General features: G+C 71.4%; 16 protein-coding genes. All 16 read left to right on the top strand.

The features are described from left to right. Positions 1-38: 38 nt before the first annotated feature. The 16 genes from ACFV4K_RS14340 to ACFV4K_RS14265 all read left to right on the top strand — a co-directional run bounded on the left by ACFV4K_RS14340 (position 39) and on the right by ACFV4K_RS14265 (position 17,117). Positions 39-491 carry a hypothetical protein gene (locus ACFV4K_RS14340; RefSeq protein WP_379275000.1) on the top strand — a complete coding sequence of 151 codons (453 nt, stop codon included), beginning with the start codon at positions 39-41 and terminating at the stop codon, positions 489-491. Further along, positions 488-1,798, top strand: coding sequence for a beta-ketoacyl-[acyl-carrier-protein] synthase family protein (locus ACFV4K_RS14335; protein ID WP_379274998.1), 1,311 nt, complete (start codon positions 488-490; stop codon positions 1,796-1,798). The genes ACFV4K_RS14340 and ACFV4K_RS14335 overlap by 4 nt, the downstream gene beginning before the upstream one ends. Further along, entirely contained in the window at positions 1,795-2,307 is a 513-nt protein-coding gene (locus ACFV4K_RS14330) for a 3-hydroxyacyl-ACP dehydratase FabZ family protein (protein ID WP_379274996.1), read from the top strand. The genes ACFV4K_RS14335 and ACFV4K_RS14330 overlap by 4 nt, the downstream gene beginning before the upstream one ends. Beyond that, positions 2,304-3,578 (top strand): beta-ketoacyl-[acyl-carrier-protein] synthase family protein, encoded by a 1,275-nt coding sequence (locus ACFV4K_RS14325; protein ID WP_379274994.1) that lies wholly within the window; start codon positions 2,304-2,306, stop codon positions 3,576-3,578. Before ACFV4K_RS14330 ends, ACFV4K_RS14325 begins: the two co-directional genes overlap by 4 nt. Positions 3,579-3,596: 18 nt before the next feature. Next, complete coding sequence (locus ACFV4K_RS14320) at positions 3,597-5,999, top strand: beta-ketoacyl synthase N-terminal-like domain-containing protein (protein WP_379274992.1); 2,403 nt, start codon at positions 3,597-3,599, stop codon at positions 5,997-5,999. 55 nt (positions 6,000-6,054) lie between these two features. Further along, positions 6,055-7,188, top strand: coding sequence for a 3-oxoacyl-[acyl-carrier-protein] synthase III C-terminal domain-containing protein (locus tag ACFV4K_RS14315; RefSeq protein ID WP_379274990.1), 1,134 nt, complete (start codon positions 6,055-6,057; stop codon positions 7,186-7,188). Further along, positions 7,178-7,735 (top strand): ester cyclase, encoded by a 558-nt coding sequence (locus tag ACFV4K_RS14310; RefSeq protein WP_379274988.1) that lies wholly within the window; start codon positions 7,178-7,180, stop codon positions 7,733-7,735. Before ACFV4K_RS14315 ends, ACFV4K_RS14310 begins: the two co-directional genes overlap by 11 nt. Continuing rightward, positions 7,732-8,946: an FAD-dependent monooxygenase gene (locus tag ACFV4K_RS14305; protein WP_379274987.1), complete on the top strand. Its 1,215-nt coding sequence runs from the start codon at positions 7,732-7,734 to the stop codon at positions 8,944-8,946. Before ACFV4K_RS14310 ends, ACFV4K_RS14305 begins: the two co-directional genes overlap by 4 nt. 1 nt (position 8,947) lies before the next feature. After that, positions 8,948-9,655, top strand: a complete 708-nt coding sequence (ubiG, locus tag ACFV4K_RS14300; protein ID WP_379274985.1) for a bifunctional 2-polyprenyl-6-hydroxyphenol methylase/3-demethylubiquinol 3-O-methyltransferase UbiG — start codon at positions 8,948-8,950, stop codon at positions 9,653-9,655. After that, positions 9,652-10,617, top strand: a complete 966-nt coding sequence (locus ACFV4K_RS14295) for an NADP-dependent oxidoreductase (RefSeq protein WP_379274984.1) — start codon at positions 9,652-9,654, stop codon at positions 10,615-10,617. The genes ubiG and ACFV4K_RS14295 overlap by 4 nt, the downstream gene beginning before the upstream one ends. A gap of 4 nt (positions 10,618-10,621) precedes the next feature. Continuing rightward, the gene (locus ACFV4K_RS14290; RefSeq protein ID WP_379274982.1) at positions 10,622-11,017 is read left to right on the top strand and encodes a hypothetical protein; all 396 of its coding nucleotides are present in this window, start codon (positions 10,622-10,624) and stop codon (positions 11,015-11,017) included. Positions 11,018-11,222: 205 nt separating this feature from the next. Next, on the top strand, positions 11,223-11,696 hold the full coding sequence (locus tag ACFV4K_RS14285; protein WP_357086503.1) for a DUF1772 domain-containing protein: 474 nt from the start codon (positions 11,223-11,225) through the stop codon (positions 11,694-11,696). A gap of 44 nt (positions 11,697-11,740) precedes the next feature. Next, positions 11,741-13,489, top strand: coding sequence for a BTAD domain-containing putative transcriptional regulator (locus ACFV4K_RS14280; protein ID WP_379275039.1), 1,749 nt, complete (start codon positions 11,741-11,743; stop codon positions 13,487-13,489). 2 nt (positions 13,490-13,491) lie between these two features. Beyond that, a complete protein-coding gene (locus ACFV4K_RS14275; RefSeq protein ID WP_379274980.1) occupies positions 13,492-13,995 on the top strand; it encodes a DUF2505 domain-containing protein in 504 nt (167 codons plus the stop codon). Further along, positions 13,992-14,918, top strand: coding sequence for an SDR family NAD(P)-dependent oxidoreductase (locus tag ACFV4K_RS14270; RefSeq protein ID WP_379274978.1), 927 nt, complete (start codon positions 13,992-13,994; stop codon positions 14,916-14,918). Before ACFV4K_RS14275 ends, ACFV4K_RS14270 begins: the two co-directional genes overlap by 4 nt. Positions 14,919-14,924: 6 nt before the next feature. Further along, a complete protein-coding gene (locus tag ACFV4K_RS14265) occupies positions 14,925-17,117 on the top strand; it encodes an MMPL family transporter (RefSeq protein WP_379274976.1) in 2,193 nt (730 codons plus the stop codon). Positions 17,118-17,157 lie beyond the last annotated feature (40 nt).

Below are 17,157 nucleotides of genomic sequence, written 5' to 3'. Positions count from 1 at the left end.
CCCCGGCATCCCGCTGAATCGGAAAGGACGTGACTGCCATGCGATTTCATCTCATCGACCGAATCGAGTGCTGGGAACCGTTGCAGCACATCACGGCTCGCAAACTCACCTCGGTCTACGAGAACGTCTGGCAGCCGTCCGCCACCGGCCCCGTGCTGCCCTTCGGCCTGGCCCTGGAGGCGCTGTGCCAGGCCGGGGCCTGGCTCGTGCTGCTCAGCTCGGCGCACACCAAACGCGCCGCGCTGCTCACCGTCGGCGAAGTCACCATGCACCGCGACGCGGTACCCGGTGACGTGCTGCGGATGACGGCCCGGGTGGTGCACGCGACGCCGGAGGCGGCGGTGGTGGACGGCTGGATCGAGGTCGACGGCGAGCGAATCATGGACGCCCGCAACATTATGTGCGCCCTCATCGACGCCGACCGGCTCGACGACCCGGCCGACACCGAACGGATGGCGCGCCACCTGCTCGGCGAGGAGCTGGTCGGATGAGCACCCCGGCCGGACGCCGGCGGGTAGTGGTGACCGGCGTCGGCGCGGTCACCCCGCTCGGCGTGGACGCGCCGTCCACCTGGGGCGGGCTGGTGGCCGGGCGCAATGCCATCGGCCCGCTGACCACCTTCGACTGCACCACCTTCCCGGTCCGGATCGCCGGGCTGGTCCCGGACTCCTTCGATCCGGCCACCGCGATCCCGGCCGCCGCCGACCGGCGCTGGGTGTCCCGGCCCGGCCTGTTCGGGCTGGCGGCGGTCGGCGAGGCCCTGCGCTCCGCGGGCCTGGCCGGCGATCAGCCCTATCCGCCCTCGGATCGCGGGGTGGCCATGGGCGCGAGCGTGGGCCGGCCCGACCTCGAGATGGTGCTGCTGGTCTCCGAATTGCGTTCCCGCACCGGGAAACCCGACGCGTTCGTGCGGCCCGCGCCGTCGGCCACCCTGACCGGCAATCAGAACCTGGCCCTCAACGCCATGGTCCGGCTGATCGGCGCGACCGGTCCGATGGTGGGCATCCACACCGCCTGCGCCGGATCCGGGCACGCCCTCGGCGAGGCCTTCCGGCTGATCCAGGAGGGCGACGCCCGCATGATGGTGGCCGGCGGCTACGACTCGCTCACCACCTGGGCCGACATCCTCGGCTTCGGGCTGCTGGGCGCGATGACCGACCGCTACAACGACAATCCCGCCGCCGCCTCCCGTCCCTTCGACGCCGACCGCAGCGGGTTCGTGATCGGCGAGGGCGCGGTGTCCTTCGTCCTCGAGGACCACGACTCCGCGGTCGAGCGCGGCGCGCCGATCCTGGGTGAGCTGCTCGGCTACGGGTCCACCATGAACGCCTGGCGGATCACCGACTCGCCGCCGGACGGGGCGGGCGCGATCGAGGCGATGGAATCGGCTCTGACCGAATCCGGTTTGGGCACCGGCGATATCGACTACATCGCGGCGCACGGCACCAGCACGCCCGGCAATGACGTCTCCGAGACCCGGGCCATCAAGAAGGTGTTCGGCGACGACGCCTACCGATTGGTGGTGTCCTCGCCCAAATCCATGGCCGGGCACCTCACCGCCGGGGCCGCGGCCCTGAACCTGCTGGCGGCGCTGGGCGCGATCCGGGACGCGGTGGTGCCGCCCACCCTCAATCTCGACACCCCGGACCGGGCCCTGGATCTCGACTACGTCCCCCATCGCGCGCGCCGGATGCCGGTGCGCGCGGCCATGATCAACGCCCTCGCGTTCGGCGGTTCCAATACCTGCCTCGTGGTGGGCGCATTCCCGAACACCCCCGAACTCAGGGAGCAGCCATGACCGCGTCCCACCCCGCGCCCGCCGACCTCGCGGCGGCGGGCATCGGCACCCCAGGATTCGATCGAATCCTGGTGGTGGACCCCGGCGTTCGCGCCGAGGCCCTGCTGAACGTGACCGGCACCCTGCCGTTCTTCGACAGCCACTTCCCGCGCCGCCCCATCCTGCCCGGCGTTCTGCTGACCGAGAGCCTGATCGCGCTGGCCGTCATGGCCGCCGGTGATCCGCTGCTGCGGCTGCGCGCCGCCGACGGGCTGCGCTTCCGGCGCTTCATCACGCCGGGCGATCAGGTGCATCTGACCGTCGAAAGCGTCAGCGCCGGAACCGATCCGGACGAGTCGGTGTGGCGGGCGACCGCCACGGTGGACGGCAGGACCGCCGCCGCCATCAAGAACCTGCGCCTGGCGCGTAGGCCGATCGCCGCGGTGACCGGCGATTCCGCCGCGGCGATCGGTGGCCCCGCTGTCTCGACGCCGGTCGCGAATGGCCTTGCCGCCGAGGTGCAGTCGTGACCGCGCGCCGCGTGGTGATCACCGGCGTCGGCCTGGTCACGGCGCTCGGCGAGGGCGCCCGTGAGACCTGGGACGCGCTGGTGGCGGGCCGCACCGGCATCGCACCGCTGCGCGCCTACGACCCGTCGCCGCTGCGCACCCGGCTCGGCGCGGAGATCCCCGACTTCGATCCGGGCAAGTTCCTGTCGCTGCGGTCCATGCGCACCTCCACCCGCGGCGACCAGTACGGCGTCGCGGCCGCCACCCTCGCGCTGCGCGACGCCGGGCTCGAACGCAGCGACCTCGGCCACCGCACCGGGCTGTATCTCGGTGGCAACAAGGACATCTGCCAGCGCGACGACTCCATCGCCGACATGGAGGCCATCCGCGGCGCGGACGGCGAGCCGGACATGCGCAAGCTGGGCGAACTGGCCCGGTCGATCGTGCCGCCGCTGGCGTACGTGGAGGGTTTGCAGAACGGCGGGACCTACCACATCTCCTCGCTGTTCGGCCTGCGCGGACCCAATGCCTTCTACGCGGGCGCGGCCGATTCCGGTGCGACCGCGATCGGGCGGGCCATGCGCGCCATCCGGCGCGGGGAGGCCGATCTGGCCGTGGCGGGCGGCTACGACGACGCCACCAACTGGTGGGCCATGGCCAAGCTCGACGGACTCGGCGTGCTGTCACCGCGAAACGACCTGGACACCAAGGCGTTTCGGCCGTTCGACCGTGAGCACACCGGCTCCGTGATCGGCGACGGCGCGGCCATACTGGTGCTCGAGGACCGCGATCGGGCACTGGGACGCGGCGCGCACATCTACGCCGAACTCGCGGGCTACGGCATGGGCAACGACTGCGTGCGCCCGCCCGCCTCCGACCCCGACGGCCGCGGCCTGGTCCGGGCCATCACGGCGGCGCTGTCGGATGCCGACGCGGCGGGCCCGGATTGCGTGTTCTCCCACGGCTGCGCCACCACGCTCGGCGACACCAGCGAGGTGCGGGCGCTGCGCACCGCCCTCGGCGGGGCCGCCGACCGGGCGGCCGTGACCAGCGTCAAACCCCAGACCGGGCATCTGGTCGGCGGCGCGGGCGCGCTCAATGCCGCCCTGGCCGCGCTGGCCCTGGACTCCGGCGTGGTGCCCGCCACCGCCAATCACGAGAACCCGGCCCCCGGATGCGATCTCGACATCGTCACCGGTGCGGCCCGGCACGCACGACCGAGGGTCGCGCTGGCCCTGGCCCGCGGCCTGGAGGGCCAGGCCGTGGCGCTCACCCTCACCCAATCGAACTGATCGACAGGACTTTCGGCCATGCACGAAACCCATCGTCCGGCGCCCCGGCGCATCGTGATCACCTCGCTCGGCGCGATCACCGCCCACGGCGCCGGCGCGGAGGAACTGTGGCAGCGGGTGCGCGGCGGCGAGGTCGCCATCCGGCCGCTGCGCGAATTCGCCGTCGCCGGACTGCCCGCGGCCATCGGCGGCGAGATCCTCGACCCGCCGCGCCCCAAATACGACTACCTGGCCCCGCTGGGCCTCACCGACCCCGAACCGGCCATCGACTACGCGCTCATCGCCGCCGAGGAAGCCATGGCGGGCGCGGGATTGGGCGTGCTGGAGGCCGGCGCGGCGCCCCGCCCGGACGCGCTGCCCGCGCATCGGTGGGGTGTGGCCTTCGGCAGCTGCAACAGCGGGATCCGCAGCGCCGAGAAGGCGGTCCGCCGCGCGGTCGACGCCGGGCGCACGGTCGGCGCGGACGAACTGGGGCTCGGCGACGACCGGCACCTGCTGCTGGTGTCACCGCAGTTCTGCGCGGAAGCCCTCAGCGCGGCGTTCGGCCTGAAAGGCCCGGTGCTGTCGGTCAATACGGCTTGCGCGTCCAGCGCCCACGCCCTGGCCCACGCCGTCGAGCAGATCCGCGCCGGACGCGCGGACGCCATGCTGGTCGGCGGCAGCGACGCGCTCAGCGAGATGGCGTACTACGGCTTCAACAGCGTCGAATCGCTGTCCTCGCGACCGGCGCGGCCGTATTCCCGTGACCGCGACGGACTCTCGCTCGGCGCGGGCGCGGGCATGATGGTGCTGACCTCCGCCGACGTGGCCCTCGCGGCCGGGGCCCCGATCGTCGCCGAGGTGCTCGGCTACGGCATGTCCGCCGACGGCTACCACGCCACCGCACCGCATCCGCAGGGCGCGGGCGCGGCGCGGGCCATCCGCGCCGCCATCGGCACCGCCGGGCTCACCCCCGCCGACGTGCCGTACATCAACGGGCACGGCACCGGCACCCCGAAGAACGACTCGGCCGAGAGCAATGCGGTCCGCGCCGCCCTCGGCGACGCCGCCCAGGACGTGGTGCTGAGCAGCACCAAATCCATGATCGGCCACCTGCTCGGCGCGGCCGGCGCCGTCGAAGCCATCGTCACCATCCTCGGCCTGCGCGACGAGATGATCCCGCCGACAGCCGGTTTCGCCGAGACCGACCCGGCGTGCGGGCTGGATCCCGCGCCGAACCAGGCCCGGGCCCTGCCCATGCGGGTCGCCGCCTCGAACAATTTCGCCTTCGCCGGGGCCAACGCCTGTGTCGTCTATGGGCGGCCCGCCGAAACCCACGGCGAGCCCACACCCGGCGCGGCCGACGAGGTCGTCGTGACCGGGATCGGCGTGCTCATCGGTGAGGCGGCTGATGCCGAACAGCTCTGGGCCGCATGGCGGGCCGGGGCCGGAGTCGCCGAGTCGCACAACGGGTTGCGGGTGATGCGCGTGGGCACCGATCCGGGGGCAGCCATTCCGGCGAAGGCGCGGCGGCGGATGGACCGCCTCGGTCAATTGGCCGTGGCGACCAGCGCGCAGGCGCTCACGGCGGCCGGGCTCACCGCCGACGAGAGCGTGGGCGTGGTGCTCGGCACCGGTGTCGGGCCGATGAGCAGCATCTCCCGGTTCTTCGAGCCGACGGTGCTGGGCGGTCCGCTGCAAGGCAATCCGGCCATCTTCCCCAATACCGTCTTCAATGCCGCCGCCGGGCAGGTGGCGATGGCGCTGGGCGCGAAGGGACCGACCTCGACGCTCACCTCGGGTCACGCCGCCGGCGCTGCCGCGCTCGGCACCGCCTTCGACCTGCTGCGGGCCGGACGCGCCGACGCCGTCCTGTGCACCGGCGCGGACGAGCTCTCGCCCTACGCGCTCGACGCCTACCGGGGCGCGGGAGTGTTCACCGGTCGTCACGGCCGCGAATTCCGGCTCGCCGAGGGCAGCGTCACCCTGCTGCTGGAACGGGCCTCGACGGCGCGGGCCCGCGGGGCCGCACCGCTGGCCGTGCTCGCGGGCTACGCCACCACCTGCGATGCGCTCGGCATCGCGCGCTGGGATCCACGCGGGCACGGCGTGGAGCGGGCCATGCGCGACGCCCTCACCGCGTCCGGGGTGAAACCGGAAGACGTGACCGCGGTCTGGACCGGCGCGGCGGGGCTGCCCGCGGTGGACGGTCCCGAGCGCCGGGCCGTCGATCGGCTCGGCCTGAACCCGGCCTGCGTCCGGCACGAGCCGAAGCGGGTGCTCGGCGATCCCATCGGCGCGGGCGCGCAACTGGCCGCCGCGCTGGCCATCACCTCGTGGGCGCACGGCGCCGACCACGGCCCGGCGCTGGTCAACGGCTCGTCGCTCGGCGGCACCCACACCAGTCTCGTGCTGACCCACCCCGCGGCCGCACCGCGGTGACCCCACGCACCCACCTACTCGTGAACGCACACCTCGAATCGTGAACGGAGACACCATGCCGAACCTCGACACCCGCCACGTGTCGATCCTGTCCACCGGCTCCTACCTGCCCGGGGACCCGATCGACAATGCCACCCTCGAGCGCCTGTGCGGGCCCATGCCCGCCGAGGTCCTCGACAACATCCAAGTGCGGCAACGGCATTGGATCATCGACCCGGCCACCGGCCGCCACACCACCGGCACCTCCGCCATGGCCACCACGGCGGCGCGGCGCGCGCTGGCCCGCGCCGACATCGACCCGGCGGAAGTGGACCTGCTGGTCATGTCCTCGGCCAGCCCCGAATACCAGCTGCCCGCCGTGGTCACCTACGTGCAGGAGCAGCTCGGGCTCGCGCACTGCGCGTCCATCGAATTCCGCGCCGCCTGCACCGGTTTCGTACAGGGCCTCGACTATGCCCGCCGCCTGCTCGCCGATGGCACGTACCAGACGGCCGTGGTGATCGGCGCGGAATCCATTTCGCCGCTGCTGGTTCCGATGTACCTCGGCATGGACCCCGAACTGGTGCGCATGCGCGACCGGCTGGTCATCAACTCCTTCGGCGACGGGGCCGGGGCGGTCGTGCTGCGCGCCGGCGAGCCCGGCAGCGCCGATCCGAACGGCGAATTCCGGTTCGCCACCGCCTGTCTCGGCGGCGACCGCAAGCCCGGCATGCAGATCGTCGGCGGCGGCACCCACGAGCCGGTGTTCGATCAGGCCAAGCGCAAGCGCCTGGTGGAGATGAAGCTCGACGTGAACGGGACCGCCACCTTCGGGCCGCAGGTGTTCGTGGCGGGCATGAAGGACATGCTGGCGCGCACCGGGCTCACCGTCGCCGAGATCGACGCCTGCGTGCTGCCCGAGGGCAATGCCGACTACTTCACCGCCGAATTCGACGCCGCCGGAGTCTCTCCCGAGGACCAGGCGGTGCTGGCCAAGAACATCGTCGAGAACCTCGCCACCGTCGGCGCGACCGGCTCGGCGGCGGTGCCGCTGGCCCTCGACGACGGCTGGGTCCAGGGCCGGGTCCGCCCCGGCGACCAGGTGCTGCTGCTCGCCGTGGAGGCCAGCCGCTACCTCTACGCCGGTCTGTCGCTGCGCTGGGAAGCCCCGTTCGCCGAATCCGCCGAGGTGGTCGACCATGTCGCCTGATCACGTGTTCACGGCCGAGGAGAACGCGCGCATCATCCGCCGCGTGTTCGACGAATTCGTCAACCAGGGCGACTTCTCGGTGGTCGACGAGATCTACTCCCCCGACATGGTCGACCACCAGCCGCTGCCCGGCGCGCCCGACGGCACCGCGGGGGTCAAGTACACCATCGCCGGTCTGCGCGAAGGCTTTCCGGACCTGCACGTCACCATCGAGGCGCTCAGCGCGCACGCCGACTATGTGGTCATCCACAACACCTGGCGCGGCACCTTCACCGGCGAATTCCTCGGCATGGACCCCACCGGGGAGGCCATCGAGTTCAAGGGCGTGGTGGTGTGGCGGCTGGCCGACGGCCTCATCCACGAGCGCTGGGGCATCGGCGTGGAATCCGCCATGCTCGAGGCGCTCGGCCTGGGCTGGCTGATGTCGGGCGCGCTGGGACGCAAGGGCCGGCGCCGCAAGGGCGGCGGCATGGACCTCGCGGAACTGGCGGCCACGGTGTCGTCCCTGACGGAAGCGGCGGCCCAGACCGAAGCGGGCCGGCCGTGACGCAGCGGCCATTGACGGTTCTCATCTCCGGCGGCGGCATCGGCGGCCTGGCCGCGGCCCTCGCGCTGCGGCAGCGCGGCCTGCGCGTGCGGGTCTTCGAACGCGCCACCGAGCTGCGCGACGGCGGTGCCGGACTGCATATCTGGACCAACGGCACCATCGCGCTGCAACGCCTCGGCGTGCTGCGCGAGGTGCTCGAGACCGCCCCCGTGCAGCAGATCACCCACTTCGGGACCTGGCGCGGGGACCTGTTCGGCGCGTGGCCGGTCGGCGGGTTCATCGAGAAGTACGGCTGCCCGACCATCGCGGTCGAGCGGTCGGTGCTGCACCGGATCCTCAGCGCGGCGGTCACCGCCACCGGCGACGACGCCGAGATCCGCACGGGCGCGGCCGTCGTCGGCTTCGAACAGGACGACACCGGCGTCACCGTCGAGCTGTCCGACGGCGACCGGGTCCGCGGTGATGTCCTCATCGGCGCGGACGGCATCAACGGCATGGTCCGCAACGGATTGCTCGGCATGGCAAGGCCGCGCTACACCGGCTACATCGCCTGGCGCGGCAAAGCCGAACTGCGGCACGAGAAGATCCCGCCCGGCACCTTCTACGCGCTGTTCGGCCCCGGCACCCGATTCACCTTCTACGACGTCGCCCCCGGCGTCGTGCACTGGATGAGCGTGGCCAACGGCGAACCCGGCGGCCACGACGACGGCGACCCCAGAGAGTTACTGGCGCGACGGCATCGGGGCTGGATGTCCCCGGTCGAGGAGATCCTGGCCGCCACCCCGCCCGAGGCCATCATCCGCGGCGACGTCCTGGACCGGGCCCCCGACAAGCGCTGGGGCGCCGGCCGGGTCACGCTGCTCGGCGACGCCGCCCACCCCATCACCTTCAATATCGGCCAGGGCGCGTGCCAGGCCCTCGAGGACGCCCTCGTCCTGGCCGAGGAACTCGACGCCACCGACCCCGCGACCGCGTTGCGCCGCTACGAGAAACAGCGCCGCGCCCGCACCGCCGGACTCCAGAAGGTGGCCTGGCGCATCGGCCGCCTCGGCGCGGTGGAGAACCCGCTGCTCATCCGGCTGCGCGAATTCGGCATGCGGCTGGTGTGGCCGTGGCTCGTCTTCCGCATCGCCGAACGCGACCAGATCGCCTACGCCACCCGCTGGCACACCCCCGAACCGACCGCATCACTGCAGAAAGACGGTGTCTGACATGAAGCAATCCCAGACCGAGGCCGACTTCTTCGGCGACTTCGCCGAATCCTGGTGGGACGACGACTCCGCCATGAAGGGACTCACCTCCTTCCAGCGCCCGCGCTTCGAGTACTTCGACAAGTTCGTCCAGGACTGGGCGGGCAAGAAGGTGCTCGACGTCGGCTGCGGCGGCGGCTTCACCACCGAATACCTGGCGGGGCGCGGCGCCGAGGTGAGCGGGATGGACCCCTCCGCCCGGCTGGTCGCCGCCGCCCGCGCGCACGCCGAATCGACCGGCAAGAACATCGAGTACTCCGTCGGACGGGCCGAGGCGCTGCCCTACGCGGACCACACCTTCGACGTCGTCACCTGCGTGGACGTGCTCGAGCACGTGGACGACCCGGCCATGGCGGTGCGCGAGATCGCGCGGGTGCTCGCGCCCGGCGGAATCTTCTGCTACGACACCATCAATCGGACCCTGCTGGCCCGCATCGTGATGATCTGGATCCCGGAGTACCTCACCGGCATGGTGGCCCGCGGCACCCACCATCACCACCAGTTCATCAAACCCGCCGAGCTGGCCCGCCACCTCGACGCCGCCGGGCTGAAGCCGCTGGCCAAGCAGCGCGGGCTGACCATCCTCGGCAAGAAGCGCGACGGCAACCTGATCATGTTCACCACCGCGGACCTGTCCTCCACCTATATCGGTGCGGCGGTGCGCTCGTGAAGGCGGTCTTCTACCGACGCTACGGCGACGCGTCGGTCCTCGAATACGGTGAGCTGCCCATCCCGAAGATGGCGCTCGACGGGGTGCTGCTCGACGTGAAGGCCGCCGCGGTCAACCCGATCGACTGGAAGGCCCGCGAGGGCTACCTGGATCCGTTCGCCGACACCGTCTTCCCCATCGTCCCGGGTGCGGACGTGTCAGGCGTGGTGCGCGAGATCGGCATCGGCGTCAACGAATTCGCGGTCGGCGACGAGGTCGTGGGCTGCGTGCGCGAGGACTACCTGAGCCGCGGCAGCTTCGCCCAGGTGATGCCCGCGCCGGTGCGGGCGCTGGCGATCAAACCGCCGAACATGGGCTGGGCCGAGGCCGCCGCCATGCCGCTGGCCGCGCTCACCTCCTACCAGGCCCTGGTGCGGGTGCTCGACGTGCAGCGCGGGGAGACCGTGCTGGTGCACGGCGCGGCCGGTGGCGTCGGCAGCGTGGCGGTGCAGATCGCGGTGCACCTGGGTGCGCGGGTGATCGGCACCGCCAGCGAGCGCAATCACGATTTCCTGCGCGAACTGGGCGCGGAACCGGTGAATTACACGGTGGGGCTGGCCGATTCGGTCCGCGCGCTCGCCCCCGACGGGATCGACGTGCTGCTCGACGCGGTCGGCAAACGTATCCAGCGCACCGTGCTGCCGCTACTGGCCCCGCAGGGCCGGTTCGCCTCCGTGGTCGATCCGAAGGCCCGCGAACTCGGCGGCTCCTACGTCTTCACCCGGCCCGACACCGGCGACCTGCCCGTGGTCGCCGCGCTCGCCGCCAAGGGCGTGTTCCGGGTGCCGGTCGGCGCGGTCTTCCCGCTGCCCGAGGCCGCCGGCGCGCATCTGCTCAGCCAGGGCGGACACGCCCGCGGAAAGGTCGTGGTCGCCGTGGACGAGGCCGCCTGCCAGGAGGAAAACCCTTACGATGAACGGTAATTCGATGCTAGCCCACCGCCGTGTGCAGGGCATGGTCCGGCAGATGGCCTGGTCGCAGGCGCTGGCCCGGATCGCCATCGGCACCGGCATGCTCACCCAGCCCGCCACGGTCTCCAAATCATGGTCGGGCGAGTACGACGACAACGCCTCCTCGCTGCCCACCCGCGCGTTCGGCACCCGCGACGTGGTGATCGGGCTGGGTACCGTGTGGTCACTGCGGCGCGGGCACCCCGTTCGCCACTGGTTCGTGCTCGGCGTCGCACTCGAACTGGTGGATGCCACGGTGACGCTGAACAAGCGCGGGCGCCTCGGCGTGACCGGGCCGCCCGACACCTGGGAGTTGCTCACAGCAGCGGGATTGGCTGGCGGAATTCTGGTAGCCGCGACGTTGCGGGAGTAGCGAACCCCCAACCGCCCCATAACCGATCACAACGCGCGCCGGGCGAGAACTGGCCATCGCCACAATCACATTTCAGTGAAATGTCGTGCACCACACGGTGCAACATAATGTTCACGACAATTTGCGACGATCACCACTACCGACGCCGAGGTGGAGAATCGGCGGTAGCCGTTCTCGCCCTTGGCCATTCGCCGAGGATTTGCTAATGGAAATTCTGTTCCAGTCAGCCATAGGTATTTCAATTCTGACGACCGCGGTCGTCTACGGCACCGATTTTTTCTGCGCCCTGGTGCTGCGGACGGCCTTCGCCCGCATCGACGACCGCGCCCTGGCCGCCGTCACCGGCCGGATCCACGAGGTCGCCGACAAGCGCATGCCGATCCCGGGCGCGGTCGGTGTGGTCGCCGCGGTCGTGGCCACCGGCCTGGCGTTTCTCGACGGCAAGACCGCCGCGGGGGGCTTCGCGGCACTGGCCGTCGCCGTGCTGGCCGTCTGGCTGGGCATCTACGCCCGGATCAGCGCGCCGGTCAACAAGCAGCTCACCGCCGCGGTCATCGCCGACCGCGTCCCCGCCGACGTCCGCGAGATGCAGCGCACCTGGGACAGCGTCATCGTGGTCCGCGTCGTCCTGCAGGGAATCGCCCTGGTCGCACTCTTTCTCGCGGCGCTGTCCATGTAATGGGCTGCGCCGCAACCAAACCAGGGGGGAAGTTAGGCGTGACAATGATCCAGTTCAAGCTCCTGGGCCCGGTACAGCTCCACGTCCACGGCAAACCCGTCGACCTCGGGCCGCCCCGGCAGACCAGCCTGCTGGCGGCGCTGCTGGTGGATTCGGGCCGGCCGCTCTCCATCGACACGCTCATCGACCGCGTGTGGGGTGATTCCCCGCCGGTCGCCGCCCGCGACGCCGTCTACACCTACGTCGCCCGGCTGCGGGGGGTGCTCACCGAGGCCACCGCCGGGCACGGAGGCCCGCCCGTCCAGGTCAACCGGGGCTCCGGCGGCTACACCCTGTCCACCCCACCGGATTCCGTCGATCTGCGGCATTTCATGGACCTGGTGGACCGGGCCCGCGCCACCGACATCGACGACCCCGGCCGCGTCGAACAACTCGCCGCGGGGCTGAACCTGTGGAACGGCAGCGCCATGACCGGACTGGACAGCGAATGGGCCCGGCGACTCAGCGACTCGCTGCACCGGCTCAAGCACGAGGTCACCGCCGACTGGGCCGACGCCGAGATCCGGCGCGGCAACCATTCGCTGGTGATCAACCGGCTGCACACCGCCCTGCTCGAGGAACCACTCGTGGAAGGGTTGCAGGAGCGGCTGATCCGCGCCTACTTCCTCAATGGCGAGACCGCCCAGGCGCTGCGGCAGTACGAACTGGCGCGACGGCTCATCGCCGACGAACTCGGCGCCGACCCCAGCCCCGGCATGCGGGACCTGCACTGCCAGATCCTGCGCGGCGACCCGCCCACCGTCACCCTGGGCATCGCGCCCGACATGGTGCCGCTGGCCCCGCTCGGATTCAGCGGGCGCGACGCCGAACTGGCCACCCTCACCGGCATGCTCACCGACGATCCCTCCCCGCGCCCCGTCCTGGTCACCGGCGGCGCGGGCGTCGGCAAGACCGCACTCGTGCTGCAGGCCGCCGACTGCCTGCGCGACCGCTTCCCCGACGGGATGCTGTTCGCCGACCTGGCCGAAGGACCGAACACCACCCCGGAGACGGTGCTCGGCCGATTGCTCACCGCGCTCGGCATCCCCGCCGACGCCCTGCCCGCCACCCTCGCCGAACGCGCCAACCTCTACCGGGCGCGGCTGGCGCGGCGACGCGTCCTGGTGATCCTCGACAATGCCGTCACCGAATCGCAGATCATCCCGCTGCTGCCCGCGAGCGGATCCAGCACCGCGCTGATCACCAGCCGATTCGCCCTGGGGCTCACCACCGTCCGCACCTACGTCCTGCACGAGCTGTCCCGCACCCAGGGCCTGCAGATGCTGGTCGCCACCGTCGGGCGGGCCCGGGTGCTGCCCGAATGGGAGGACGCGGGCAGCGTCGCCGACCACTGCTCGGGCATCCCGCTGGCCCTGCGCGCCGTCGCCTGCCGCATGTCGGCCCGACCGCACTGGACCTTCGCCCGCATGCTGGCCCGGATCAGCGACGAACAACGCCGCCTCGAAGTCGTGTCCTACCAATCCCTCGACATCCGTGCCAGCCTCGACCTCACCTTCGACCGGCTCGACAGCACCGCCGCCGGCGTCTTCCGCGACCTCGGCCACCACATTTCCGCCGGAGCCGAATTCATCGCCCCCGACCACCCCGAACTCAGCGCCGACGAGGTCGAGGACGCCATGGACCGGCTCGTCGACGCGTACCTGCTCTCCGAGGTCGGCCGCGACGACGCCGACCGCGCCCTCTACCGAATGCTCGACATCCACCGCATCTACGCCAAGCACCTGGGAGACTGACCATGCCGCGTTCCGTGCAGCACACCACCCCGTACCCGTACAGCGACGTCCAGTTCCACCGCGCCCTCGGCTCCCGGGACTACTGGGAACAGCGCATTCGCGAAATCGACGGCGCCGACGCCGAATTGGCCGCCTTCGAGGTCACCCCGAACCGCACCCTGGTCACCGTCAACACCGTCATCCCGGCCTCGTCCCTGCCCGGCCCGGCCGCCAGGTTCCGGCCCGACGGCGTGCGCTACACCTACAGCGAGACCTGGTCCGAACCCGCCGACGGCATCGCCCGCGGGCGGATGGACGGGCAGGTCGAGGGCATGACCATCACACTCGGCGCCGACCTGGTGCTGCGACGCACCGACAACGGGTGCGAATTCACCATGTCCGGGCAGATCGAAGCCCGGGTTCCCCTGATCGGCAGGCTCATCGAAGCCGATATGGGCAAGACGTTCACCAGCACCGCGGCCGCCATCGACGAGTTCACGATGCAGTGGCTGGAGAACGCGGCATGAGCCTTCCCGTTCTCATCACCGGCGCGACCTCGGGGCTCGGCCTCGAAACCGCGAAAATCCTCGCCGCCAAGGGTGTTCCCCTGATCCTCGGATGCCGTGACACCGAGCGGGCGGAGGCCGCTCGGCAGCGGATCCGGGAACACGCGCCCACGGCGCGGGTGGAACTGCTGGAACTGGAACTGGCGTCCCTGGATTCGGTCGGGGCGGCGGTGGAAACCCTGCACCGCCGGGAACAGCCGCGACTCGGCGCGATCGTGTGCAATGCCGGACTCCAGATCGTCGACAAGGTGCGCAGCTCCGAGGACGGCTACGAATTGACCTTCGCCGTCAATCATCTCGGGCATTTCGCGCTCGTCACCGGATGCGCGGATCTGCTCGACGCGGGGTCGCGGGTCCTCGTGGTGTCCAGCGACGTGCATCAGGGGCCGCGCAAATCGATGGGGTTCCCCGCGCCGCAGTGGCGCGCACCCCGCGAACTCGCCGCTCCCGGTGACGGTTCCGGGCGCGACGGACGGGTCGCCTACGCCACCAGCAAGCTCGCCAATGTGTACTTCGCCTACGAGCTGGCCAACCGGTGGGGCGACCGCGGGATCACCGTCAACGCCTTCGATCCGGGGCTGATGCCGGAAACCGCTCTCTCCCGAGGCTATTCGGCACTCGCCCGCATCGGATTCCGGCTGCTCGCACCGGTGCTCATCCGGGTCATGCCCATCGCCCGCACCGTCGCCCGCTCGGCCGCCGACCTGGCCTGGCTGATCACCGGACCCGACCTCGCCGACACCACCGGCACGTACTTCACCGGCGCGACCGAAGTGCCCAGCGCGCCCGAGTCCTACGACCCCGAGCGGGCCGCGGAACTGTGGCAGGTCTCCGAGGACCTGGTCCGGACCGCGCGGCGGGTGCCGCCCGCCGAACGGCGGTGAGCCCGCGTGCTGCTCGCCATCGCCCACTTCGCCCAGCGTCGCGCGCGTGCCGTCCTGGTGCTCGCGGGGCTCGCCGCCATCCTGTGCTACGCCATCGGATGGTCGGCGCCGATGCACCTGAAATCCGGCGGGTTCCAGGCGCCGGACTCCGAATCCACCTGGGTCGACCGGTATCTCGAAGACCACTTCCCCGGCGCGGCGCCGAATGTCGTGCTGGTGCTCACCGCGCCCGACGGAATCGACACGCCCGCCGCCACCACGGTGGGACAGCGGATCACCGATGAACTGAAGGCGAACCCGGAACTCCAAGGGGTGCAGTCGTATTGGAGCGTCCCCACCGACATGCGCACCGCGCTGCGCAGCACCGACCGCCACAGCGCGGTCCTGGTGGCCTACGCGCGCGGCGACGACACCGCCGCACCGAAACTCGCGGGCGCCCTGGCCGACACGTACAACGGCGGCCAGGACGGGATCGAGGTCCGGGCCGGCGGTGAGGCCGTCGCGCTCGCGCAGATGAGCAAGCAGATCACCCTCGACCTGGTGCTCATCGAATCCATCGCGATCCCACTGGCGGGCATCGCGCTGGTGCTGGTGTTCGGCAGCCTCGTCGCGTCCATGCTGCCGCTGCTGGTCGGCGTGGTCACCATCGGCGCGGCGCTGGCCGTGCTGCGGGTGCTGGCGGCGGTCGGCGACGTCTCCATCTTCGCGCTCAATATGACCACGGCACTGGGGTTCGCGGTCGCGCTGGACTCCAGCCTGTTCATGGTGAGCCGATTCCGGGAGGAGATCGCGGCGGGCTCCGACACCGTCGACGCGGTGGCCCGCACCGTCCGCACCGCCGGGCGCACCGTGCTGTATTCCGGTCTGACCGTGGCGCTTTCCCTCGCGGCGCTGCTGGTGTTCCCGCTGTACTTCCTGCGGTCGTTCGCCTACGCGGGACTGGCGGTGCTCGCCGCGGCGGTGTTCACCACACTGCTGGTGCTGCCCGCGGCGCTGGCGCTCCTGGGCCCCCGGGTCGAGGCGCTCGACGTGCGGCACTGGCCGCGCCGACGACTCGGGCGGCCCGACCCCGTCCCCCAGCCGGTGGAGCGGGACCGGTGGTACCGCTTCGCCATGGGTGTCATGAAGCGGCCCGTCCTCGCCATCGTGGCCGTCGTCGCGGCCTTGCTGCTGCTCGGTGCGCCGTTCCTCGGCGTGCGGTTCGGGTGGGCCGACGATCGAGTGCTGGCCTCGGGCTCCAGCCGGGAGGTCGGCGACGCCTCCCGCAGCGGGTTCTCCGAGAACCTGACCGCGGGCATCCTCGCGGTGCTGCCCGACACTCACGGGGACACCGCGCGCGTGGCCGACTACGCGCGTGCCCTGTCCCAGGTCCCGGACGTGAGCTCGGTGCTGTCCAGCGGCGGCGTCTACGCCGGTGGCCTCCCGGTCGCCGGGCCGCAATCCGTCATGGCCGGGGACGCCGGAACCTACCTGCGCATCGGAACCCGACTCGACCCCTACTCCGCCGCCTCGACCGAGCAACTCGACCGTCTCCGGGCGGTTCCCGCCCCCGGACCGGTGAAGTTCGGCGGCCCCGCCGCCCGTAACGCCGCCTCCGTCCACGCCCTAGGCGCACGAGTCCCGTTGGCACTGGCCCTGATCGCGATATCGATGTTCGCCGTCCTGCTGATCTTCACCCGCAGCGTCGTGCTCCCGATCAAGGCCCTGGTCCTCACCGTGCTCTCCCTGGCGGCCACGTTCGGAGCGATGGTCTGGATCTTCCAGGACGGCCACCTCTCCGGCGTCCTGGGCTTCACCCCCACCGGATACCTCGTCCCCACCATGCCGATCCTCATGTTCTGCCTGGCCTTCGGCGTATCCATGGACTACGAGGTCTTCCTCCTGTCCCGAATCCGCGAGGAGTACCTGGAGTCCGGCGAGACCGGGCGTTCGGTCGCCGTGGGCATCGCGCGCACCGCACGAATCTTCACCGCGGCGGCGGCGCTGCTGGCCATCGCCTTCGTGGGCATGGTCTTCGCCCACGTCTCCTTCGTCCAGCTCTTCGGCCTCGGCCTCACTCTGGCCGTCCTGGTCGACGCCACCGTGATCCGCACCATCCTGGTCCCGGCCCTGATGCAGACCATGGGCCGCCTCAACTGGTGGGTGCCGGGACGCGCGAAAACCGCTGCGCCCGAACCGGTATCCACCGATGCCCGCTGAGCCCGGCTGCCGGTCGCGCTCGGCGTGACCGGCAGCCTCC

Origin of the sequence: Nocardia sp. NPDC059764, assembly GCF_042732555.1 — a bacterium.
GTDB lineage: Bacteria > Actinomycetota > Actinomycetes > Mycobacteriales > Mycobacteriaceae > Nocardia.
The sequence above is the reverse complement of the archived record's forward strand: the minus strand, read 5'-3'. Positions and strand labels throughout refer to the sequence as shown.

What these genes read in the sequence shown, in the direction of transcription:
- ubiG (WP_379274985.1), top strand. Translation starts at nt 8,948, where the DNA reads ATGAAGCAATCCCAGACCGAGGCCGACTTCTTCGGCGACTTCGCCGAA.
- ACFV4K_RS14315 (WP_379274990.1), top strand. Translation starts at nt 6,055, where the DNA reads ATGCCGAACCTCGACACCCGCCACGTGTCGATCCTGTCCACCGGCTCC.
- ACFV4K_RS14285 (WP_357086503.1), top strand. Translation starts at nt 11,223, where the DNA reads ATGGAAATTCTGTTCCAGTCAGCCATAGGTATTTCAATTCTGACGACC.
- ACFV4K_RS14335 (WP_379274998.1), top strand. Translation starts at nt 488, where the DNA reads ATGAGCACCCCGGCCGGACGCCGGCGGGTAGTGGTGACCGGCGTCGGC.
- ACFV4K_RS14330 (WP_379274996.1), top strand. Translation starts at nt 1,795, where the DNA reads ATGACCGCGTCCCACCCCGCGCCCGCCGACCTCGCGGCGGCGGGCATC.
- ACFV4K_RS14290 (WP_379274982.1), top strand. Translation starts at nt 10,622, where the DNA reads ATGCTAGCCCACCGCCGTGTGCAGGGCATGGTCCGGCAGATGGCCTGG.
- ACFV4K_RS14275 (WP_379274980.1), top strand. Translation starts at nt 13,492, where the DNA reads ATGCCGCGTTCCGTGCAGCACACCACCCCGTACCCGTACAGCGACGTC.
- ACFV4K_RS14340 (WP_379275000.1), top strand. Translation starts at nt 39, where the DNA reads ATGCGATTTCATCTCATCGACCGAATCGAGTGCTGGGAACCGTTGCAG.
- ACFV4K_RS14320 (WP_379274992.1), top strand. Translation starts at nt 3,597, where the DNA reads ATGCACGAAACCCATCGTCCGGCGCCCCGGCGCATCGTGATCACCTCG.
- ACFV4K_RS14310 (WP_379274988.1), top strand. Translation starts at nt 7,178, where the DNA reads ATGTCGCCTGATCACGTGTTCACGGCCGAGGAGAACGCGCGCATCATC.
- ACFV4K_RS14280 (WP_379275039.1), top strand. Translation starts at nt 11,741, where the DNA reads ATGATCCAGTTCAAGCTCCTGGGCCCGGTACAGCTCCACGTCCACGGC.
- ACFV4K_RS14270 (WP_379274978.1), top strand. Translation starts at nt 13,992, where the DNA reads ATGAGCCTTCCCGTTCTCATCACCGGCGCGACCTCGGGGCTCGGCCTC.